Origin of the sequence: Micromonospora sp. NPDC047187, assembly GCF_040643355.1 — a bacterium.
Taxonomy (GTDB): Bacteria; Actinomycetota; Actinomycetes; order Mycobacteriales; family Micromonosporaceae; genus Micromonospora; species Micromonospora salmantinae.
This window is the reverse complement of sequence record NZ_JBEYUF010000014.1, coordinates 144,535-152,595: the sequence shown is the minus strand read 5'-3', so window position 1 is coordinate 152,595 and position 8,061 is coordinate 144,535. Positions and strand designations below refer to the sequence as shown.

The 8,061-nt window shown below is 71.1% G+C and carries 9 protein-coding genes and 1 riboswitch; of the genes, 5 read left to right on the top strand and 4 right to left on the bottom strand.

All coding sequences use genetic code 11. The features are described 5' to 3' along the window. Positions 1–175: 175 nt before the first annotated feature. The 3 genes from ABZ794_RS22290 to ABZ794_RS22280 are packed head-to-tail and all read right to left on the bottom strand — an operon-like array spanning position 176 to position 1,733. Entirely contained in the window at positions 176–772 is a 597-nt protein-coding gene (locus tag ABZ794_RS22290) for a histidine phosphatase family protein (protein ID WP_357517329.1), read from the bottom strand. Next, positions 769–1,539, bottom strand: a complete 771-nt coding sequence (locus ABZ794_RS22285) for a CbtA family protein (RefSeq protein WP_357517327.1) — start codon at positions 1,537–1,539, stop codon at positions 769–771. The genes ABZ794_RS22290 and ABZ794_RS22285 overlap by 4 nt, the downstream gene beginning before the upstream one ends. Further along, the gene (locus tag ABZ794_RS22280) at positions 1,530–1,733 is read right to left on the bottom strand and encodes a CbtB domain-containing protein (protein ID WP_124822026.1); all 204 of its coding nucleotides are present in this window, start codon (positions 1,731–1,733) and stop codon (positions 1,530–1,532) included. The genes ABZ794_RS22285 and ABZ794_RS22280 overlap by 10 nt, the downstream gene beginning before the upstream one ends. 58 nt (positions 1,734–1,791) lie before the next feature. After that, positions 1,792–1,871, bottom strand: a riboswitch (cobalamin riboswitch). 318 nt (positions 1,872–2,189) lie between these two features. Between ABZ794_RS22280 and ABZ794_RS22275 the strand changes: the two genes are divergently transcribed. The 5 genes from ABZ794_RS22275 to ABZ794_RS22255 all read left to right on the top strand — a co-directional run bounded on the left by ABZ794_RS22275 (position 2,190) and on the right by ABZ794_RS22255 (position 7,324). After that, positions 2,190–3,068, top strand: a complete 879-nt coding sequence (locus tag ABZ794_RS22275; RefSeq protein WP_357517325.1) for an amidohydrolase family protein — start codon at positions 2,190–2,192, stop codon at positions 3,066–3,068. Positions 3,069–3,389: 321 nt separating this feature from the next. Next, complete coding sequence (locus tag ABZ794_RS22270; protein ID WP_091406814.1) at positions 3,390–4,397, top strand: ABC transporter permease; 1,008 nt, start codon at positions 3,390–3,392, stop codon at positions 4,395–4,397. Between the two features lie 40 nt (positions 4,398–4,437). Next, entirely contained in the window at positions 4,438–5,490 is a 1,053-nt protein-coding gene (locus tag ABZ794_RS22265) for an ABC transporter substrate-binding protein (protein ID WP_091406812.1), read from the top strand. After that, complete coding sequence (locus ABZ794_RS22260; protein WP_357517323.1) at positions 5,490–6,308, top strand: ATP-binding cassette domain-containing protein; 819 nt, start codon at positions 5,490–5,492, stop codon at positions 6,306–6,308. The genes ABZ794_RS22265 and ABZ794_RS22260 overlap by 1 nt, the downstream gene beginning before the upstream one ends. Then, positions 6,305–7,324 carry an aldo/keto reductase gene (locus ABZ794_RS22255; protein WP_357517321.1) on the top strand — a complete coding sequence of 340 codons (1,020 nt, stop codon included), beginning with the start codon at positions 6,305–6,307 and terminating at the stop codon, positions 7,322–7,324. The genes ABZ794_RS22260 and ABZ794_RS22255 overlap by 4 nt, the downstream gene beginning before the upstream one ends. A 10-nt stretch (positions 7,325–7,334) precedes the next feature. On the opposite strand, the gene ABZ794_RS22250 is transcribed toward ABZ794_RS22255, so the two are convergent. After that, positions 7,335–8,057: a FadR/GntR family transcriptional regulator gene (locus ABZ794_RS22250; RefSeq protein ID WP_210785019.1), complete on the bottom strand. Its 723-nt coding sequence runs from the start codon at positions 8,055–8,057 to the stop codon at positions 7,335–7,337. Positions 8,058–8,061 lie beyond the last annotated feature (4 nt).

Sequence of the window (8,061 nt, the reverse complement as noted above, 5' to 3'; positions counted from 1 at the left end):
GCGCCCCCCGGGGGCCCCCGCCCCCCCCCCCGCCCGCGCCACCCCCGCCCCCGCCCACCCCCCCCGGGGGGGCGGCGGCGAACCCCCCCCCCCCCCCCACGCCGCGCGTTTGGCGCGCAGGTACGCCGTCCACGCGAAAGCTGGCTCGACACGGCTGGCGCTGTTCGGTGCGACCTCAACCTGCTCGCGGCGCGCCCAGTCGGAGCTGCCAGCGCGTGCCCTGACTGGTGAGCCGAACGACGGCCAGGGGCTCCACGTCCACCTGCCGGTACGTCGCCGTCGGAAGACCGAGGGCGTGCACCACCGCGACCCGGATCACCAGTGGGTGGGTGAGCGCTATGACGCGTCCACCGGCTCGGTGCTGCTCGTCCAGCCAGCTGCCGACCCGATCCCGCACGGCCGTGACGGACTCACCGCCGTGCGGCGCGGAGCCCGGTGCGGACAACCAGTCGTGCAGCGCCTGCGGCTGCGATCCAGCGATCTCCTCAAGCGTCCGTCCGGCCCAGTCCCCGTAGTCACAGTCGGCCAACGCGGTCTCGATCGTCGGCAGCAGGCCGAAGGCGTCGGCGGTCTGTCGGGCGGCCAGCGCGGGGCTGGACAGGCAGGTGGCGTCGACGCCGAGGGGCCCGCGCCGGTCCGCACCCGCGCGGGCCTGGGCGAGTGCGGCACGCAGGCCACCCTCGTCCAGGCCGTCGTCGGCGCCGCCGAAGCGGGCCCGGCGCAGCGCGGCGGTGTGACCGTGGGCGACCAGCTGAAGGCTGGTGCCGGTCACGTGCTCGGCAGTGCGGTGCCGGCCCGGCGACGCCGTTCGCGGTGCATCAGGGCCGCGAACAGCAGGCCGATGCCGGTCCAGAGCACGACCTGGGTGCCGAGCGAGGCCAGTCGGAAACTCCACAGCAGGGTCGCCGGGAAGTCCGCCGGAACCTCCTGGAAGGACGGCATCACCACGTACGACACACCCGTGACCAGCAGGAACCCGCCCACGGCTGCGGCGGCGCGCAGCCACGTCGGCGCCTGGGCGCCGACTGACCGGTAGCCCAGCGAGCCGGCCCACACGGCCACCAGCCCGAGCACCACCATCAACAGGTAGGTGACGGTCCGTTGGTTGATGGTGGCCGGGTCGCCGACCGCCGGTGGGTTCGCCGGGTACTTGAGGAACGGCACGATCACCGCGCCGAGCAGCGCGGCGCCGGCCAGCAGCAGACCCGACCGCCCGTCGTCGTCGCCGCGCCGCCGCCGGGACAGCAGGACGTACGCCGTGGCCAGGAGGCCACCCATCGCGGCACCGAACAGGCCGGTGGCCAGGAACAGACCGCCGCGCTGACCCGTCCGGCTGACCAGGGCGTCCTCGTGATCGTGCGCACCAGCGGCGGGCTCGGCGTGCGTCGCCGCCTCCTCGATGGCGATGGCCGCCTCGACGTGCGGTTCGCCTGCGACGTACGCGAACGCCCCGGCGAGCAGGCCGGCGAGCAGGCCGGCCAGCAGCCCGCGAACGAGGACGGCGACGAACGGGGGAGTGGTGGTGGTGTTCAGTGGCACGGGACACCCAGCAGGTGCCTGCCGTCGTGCATCAGCTCGTGCAGGTACATCCCACTGCGCGACACTGCCCCCTGGTCGAAGGCGACGAGGTACGCCAGCAGCGTGAGTACGGCAACGGTCGCCAGAGCCGTCCACAGCAGACGGGCACTGCCGGCGGGGTGCACCACCGGCTGGCTGGAAGCGGAGCTAGACATGAATACACGAACCTCCCCAGGGATGACGCGTCCCCATCGCAAGGCTGCGGACGACCGAGCGTCCTGGCTCGCGGCCCCCAGTTGTGGTTGGGGAACCGCTCACAGTGGCGCGACCGCGCCGGATTCACACCGGCTTCCCTCGCGTCGCCGCAGATAGTGCGGTCGACGGTATCGGTGCCGCCTCAGGCGGTCAACCCGGACCCCGCGCCCCGAACGCGTCCGGATACCGGTACGTCAACGAGGCGGACCAGCCGCAGGCGCCAGTGGATTCGTCAGACCAAAAGGCGACACTGCCGGAGGCCGGTCATGGCGCGCGTTCCGGGACTCGACAACAGACTGTTACCGCTAACATGGTCAACCTGGCAGATCGACTCTGTGGCTCCGGGTTGACCCGGAGGGCTCGATCAGCGGCTGGGCGGGGTGTGCGGTGGACGAGAACGCGCCAGGGTGGGTCCGGTGACGACCGGTGAGGTAGCGCGACGACCGGGCATCGTCGACGCGCACCATCACCTCTGGGTCCGGGCGCGGCACCCACAGCCCTGGATCGATCCGCACACCATGGCCGCGATCGACGACGACTTCACGCCGCTCGAGCTCGCTCCGGCGACCCGGGCCGCCGGGGTCACCCAGACCGTTGTCGTCCAGTCCGTCGCCGTTCGGTCGGAGACGCCCGAACTGCTCGGCATCGCGGCCGACGACCCGCTCGTCGGCGGGGTCGTCGGCTGGGTCGACCTCACCGCCGCCGATGTCGACCGCCGCCTCGCCCGACTACGCAGGGCCCGTGGCGGCGAACGGCTGGTCGGCATCCGCCACCTGGTCCAGTCCGAACCCGACCCGACCTATCTCGACCGCCCCGACGTGCGGCACGGCATCGCCGCGGTCGGTGCCGCCGGCCTCGCCTTCGACCTCCTGGTGCGCCATCGTCAGCTGCCGGCGGCCGCCCGGCTCGTCCGCGACCTGCCCGAGGTGCGGTTCGTCCTGGACCACCTCGGCAAGCCCCCGCTCGGGCGCGCCGATCTCGGTGACTGGCAGCGCGACCTGCGGGCACTCGCGGCCGAGCCCAACACGACGGCGAAGCTCTCCGGCCTGGTGACCGAGGTGGACGGCGGGTCCTGGACGACGGCCGACCTGCGGCCCGCGGTGGAGCACGCCCTCGACGTGTTCGGGCCGGACCGGCTGATGTTCGGCTCGGACTGGCCGGTGTGCCTGCTCGCCACGTCGTACACCCGCTGGGTCACCGTCCTCGGTGACCTGCTGGACCCGCTGTCCGACGACGAGCGGGCCGCGATCTGGCGCCGGACCGCCGGCCGGGTCTACCGGCTGGCCCCGTTCTGAGGCGGCAGCGCCTTTCGGCCTGGGGACATAGCATGTTATCGATAACATGCTAGCGGCGGCAGTCGATGTCGATTTGGTCAGACGTATGCCTTCGGTGGCGCAGGTAACGATGGCAAAACATGCTCGCAAGACCTTGGCAACATACGTGAATGCGTGGCAAGGTAACGCCTGATCGCGGCAAACATCCGACCTATCTCCGACGAGTGTGCGGGCACCTAGCCGCACCGTCGTCCGAGCGGGGTCGGTCGGTCACAGGCGTTCGGCTCGTCGGCGGGTCCCCGTCGGACGCCGGCGCCGCGCTTGGGGAGGTCAGGTCCGACGATGAGTAGCGCCGAGGCAACCGCCGGCACGCAACGCGGCGAACTCAGCGACTGGTTCCGGGAACGGATCTCCCACGCCGTCTCCGAGTTCACCGCCGCGACCGCGCTGGTCGTCCTGTTCATTGCCCTGACCTTCGCGAGTCCCTACTTCCTGACAGCGGACAACCTCTTCAACATCGGGGCCCAGACGGCGGTGATCGCCATCATCGCCACGGCCCAGACGATGGTCATCATCACCAAGGGCATCGACCTGTCCGTGGGATCGGTCGCCGCGCTCGCCGGTGTGTTGGGCGCGATGGTCGTGCGCGACCTCGGCTTCTCGCTCTGGGCGGCCACGGCGGTCGCGATCGGCGTCGGCGCGCTGGCCGGGCTGCTGAACGGGCTGCTGGTGACCGTGGCCCGGATCCCGCCGTTCATCGCGACATTGGGGACGATGTCCGTGGGCCGCGGCCTCGTCTTCATCATCACCGGTGCCGTCGGCGTCTACGGCCTTCCCCGGTCCTTCCAACTGCTCGGCAACGGGCAGATCCTCGGCATTCCGTTCGCCGTGGTGATCACCGTCCTGGTCGCCGTCGGGGTCGCCTTCCTGCTCTCCCAGACCCGCTTCGGTCAGTACACCTACGCGATGGGCTCCAATCTGGAGGCCGCCCGCCGCTCCGGCATCCGGGTCGGGCGGCACCTGACCGGGGTGTACGTGCTGGCCGGCGTACTGGTCGGGCTCGGCGGCATGATCGCCGCGTCCCGGGTCAACTCCGGCCAGCCCAACTACGGCATCTCGCTGGAACTCGACGTCATCGCCGCCGCGGTCATCGGCGGTGCCAGCCTGTTCGGCGGGCAGGGCCGGATCGTCGGGACCATCATCGGCGCGTTCCTCATCGCCCTGGTCCGCAACGGCGCCGTACTGCTCGACATCAGCATCCACTACCAGCAGGTGATCGTCGGCGTGATCATCTGGGCCGCCGTCTACTTCGACCAGTACCGCCGCCGGCGGCTGGAATCACGGGGTTGACATGCCATTCCGAGAGTCCGAACGAGGAAGGACACACACCATGGCACACACCACCACCAGCCGGCGGACGCGAGGACGACTCCTGCGCGCGCAGGCGATCCTGGCCGCGGCCGCGGCGACCGCCCTGCTCAGCGCCTGCGGCGGGGTCGAGGTCCGTGACGGCGGCGACGGCGCGACCAAGGACGCGAGCGGCCCGTTGAAGCTCGCCGTCGTACCCAAGGCGGTCGGGGCCGACTACTGGAACACGGTCAAGGCGGGTGCCGAGTGCGCCGCGCAGCGCGCGGGGGACGTCACCGTCCAGTGGGACGGGGTGACCACCGAGACCGACGTCGAGGGCCAGGTCAACCTGATCCAGAACTTCGTCACCAAGAAGGTCGACGGCATCGTCTACGCGGCGACCGACTCCAGCGCGTTGGCACCGGCGACCGACAAGGCGCTCAGCGCCAACATCCCGGTCGCCATGATCGACTCTGGCACCAGCCCGCAGCCGTCGAACGTGCCCCTCTTCGCCACCGACAACCGTGCGTCGGCGACGGAGGCGGCGAAGCTGCTCGCCACCGAACTCGGCCCCGGCAACCACGAGGTGGCGCTCGTCGAGTTCCAGCCCGGATCGCAGACCAACACCGAGCGGGTCGACGGCTTCAAGGCCGGCCTCGCCCAGTACCCCAACCTGAAGCTGGTCGGCCAGCAGCCGAGCCGCAGTGACGTCAACGAGGCCCGACGGGTCACCGAGAACATCCTCACCGCCAACCCCAAGCTCGCCGGCGTCTTCGCGGCCAACGAGCCGAGCGTGCTCGGTGCCGCCCAGGCCATCCAGGCCGCCGGCAAGTCCGGCAAGGTGGTCATCATCGGCTGGGACGCCGCCCCGGACGAGATCGCCGGGGTGCGCAACGGCCAGATCTCGGCGCTGGTCGTACAGAACCCGTTCAAGATGGGCTACTTCGGCGTCGACAAGATGGTCAAGCACCTTCGGGACAAGGCCCCGCTGGCATCGGCCGACACCGGCGTCACGTTCGTCACCAAGGAGAACATCGACTCGGCGGAGATCAAGGCGGTGCTCGAGCCCAGCTGCGCCAACCCGCCGGTGCAGTGATGGACGCGATCCCCACGGCCACCGCGGACAACGATCAGCAACCCACCGACGCGGAACCGCCGGTCCTCGAAGCCCGCGGCATCGTCAAGCGGTTCGGGCACGTGGAGGCGTTGCGTGGCGCCGACTTCACGGTCCGCCGAGGTGAGGTCGTCGCGCTGATCGGTGACAACGGCGCCGGCAAGAGCACCCTGATCAAGACCCTGTCCGGTGTGCACCCACCCGACGAGGGCGAGATCCGGGTCGGCGGCCGTCCGGTCCAGTTCTCCACTCCGGTCGATGCCCGACGGGCCGGCGTGGAGACGGTCTACCAGGACCTCGCCGTCGCCGACGACCTCAGCGTGGCCGCCAACCTGTATCTCGGCCGGGAGATCCTCCGCTCCGGGCCACTCGGCCGGCTCGGGCTGTTGGACAAGCGCGCCATGCGCCACGGCGCCGCCGCCGCCCTCGACGAACTCGGCGTACGGATCCCCAGGGTCACCACCCCGATCGCGATGCTCTCCGGTGGGCAGCGGCAGTGCGTGGCGGTGGCCCGCGCCATCATCTGGGCGACAAACGTGGTCATCCTCGACGAGCCCACCGCGGCCCTGGGGGTGGTCCAGACCGGGCGGGTGCTCGACGTCGTGCGGCGTGCCCGTGACGCCGGCATGTCGGTGGTGCTGGTGAGCCACAACATGCCGCAGGTGCTCGAGATCGCCGACCGGGTCGAGGTCCTGCGCCTCGGTCGGCGCGCTGCCCAACTCCGCGCCGACGAGGTCACCACCGACGATCTGGTCGCGGCGATGACCGGCAGCACCAACGTGGATCGGGACGAGCGGTGACGGCTGTCGTCCAGCGGGGTGCGCGCGATCCCGTCCGTCCGGCGACCCGCGGCGGTGTCGGGCCGCCGCTGCGGCTGAGCCCCCTGGGCCTGGGCGCCTCCCAGGGTGGCAATCTCTACCGGGCGACGTCGGACGAGCAGTTCGCTGCCGCGGTGGACACCGCGTGGGCAGGCGGCATCCGATACTTCGACACGGCACCGCACTACGGGCTGGGCCTGTCCGAACGGCGCCTGGGCGCGGCCCTGCGCTCCCGCCCGCGAGGCGAGTACGTGGTGTCGACGAAGGTCGGCCGGCTGCTCGTGCCGTCCCCGGAGACGGCGCACCGGCGGGATCCGGAGGGGTTCGACGTTCCCGCCGACCATCGCCGGGTCTGGGACTTCAGCCGCGACGGCGTACGCCGTTCGCTGGAGGCGAGCCTTGGGCGCACCGGCCTGGACCGGATCGACGTGGTGTATCTGCATGATCCGGACGAGCATTGGGAGCAGGCCGCGCGCGAGGCCATCCCGGCGTTGGTGGAGCTGCGGGAGCAGGGCGTGATCGGTGCGGTCGGGGCGGGGATGAACCAGTCCGCGATGCTGGCCCGCTTCGTGGCGGAGACCGACGTGGACGTGGTGATGTGCGCCGGCCGGTACACCCTGTTGGAGCAGGGCGCGCTGACCGACCTGCTGCCCGTCGCGCAGGCCCGCCACGTCGGTGTGGTGGTCGCCGGTGTTTACAACTCCGGGCTGTTGGCCCGGGACATGCCACCGCCCGACGCCGTCTACGACTACCAGCAGGCGCCGGCGGAGGTGATCGATCAGGCCCGCCGGATAGCGCGGGTCTGTCGGATGTACGGCGTCACGCTGCCCCAGGCGGCGTTGGCGTTCGTCCGTCGTCACCCGGCCGTGGTCTCGACGGTGGTCGGTATGCGGGACGAGGCCCAGGTGACCGAGACCCTGCGTCGAGCTGGTGTCGACGTCCCGGATCAGCTCTGGACGGCGTTGTACGACGAGGGGCTGCTCGACGTGCAGCCGTGAGGGTGGGCCGTCACGACCGGGCCGTCTCGGTGCTCGCGTCGGCGTCGTCGGGTAAACCCTGCAACGACTCCTCCACGCCGATCAGGTGGTTGGCCATCCGGGTGCGCGCCCGCTCCGGGTCGCGCGCCACGAGGGCCTTCAGGATCGCCACGTGTTCGTCATGGGTGCGCAGGTCCGCGCCCTCCTCGTGCAGACTCCGCCAGAGCCGGCCACGGATGGTGCGCCCGGCGAAGGCTTCGATCAGGCCGACGAGCACCGGATTCTCGGCGTGCACCGCGATGATCCGGTGGAAGGCGATGTCGATCTCCATGATCCGCTCGTGGTCCGGCGGCGACTGGCCGACCAACCGGGCCGCCTCGTCGAGCAGGTCACCCGCCTGGGCCAGGGCCTCGTCGGTGATCCTGGTCGCCGCCAGGCAGGCGGCCTCGCACTCCAGCAGACGGCGAACGGTGTGGATGTGCCGGGGGTCGCCCTGGCCCTGGAAGTCCACCACGAAACCCATCGGGGCCAGCAGTTGTGGCGCGTCGAGGTTGGTGACGTAGGTGCCGTCGCCCTGGCGGATGTTGACGATGCCGAGGATCGACAGGGCCGACATCCCCTCGCGCAGGGACCCCCGCGAGACGCCGAGCTGCTCGGCGAGGTCCTTCTCGATGGGCAACCGGTCCCCGGGCCTGAACTGCCCTTCGAGGATCATCCGCTTGATGCCGTTGACCACTTCGTCAGTGCGAGACATGATC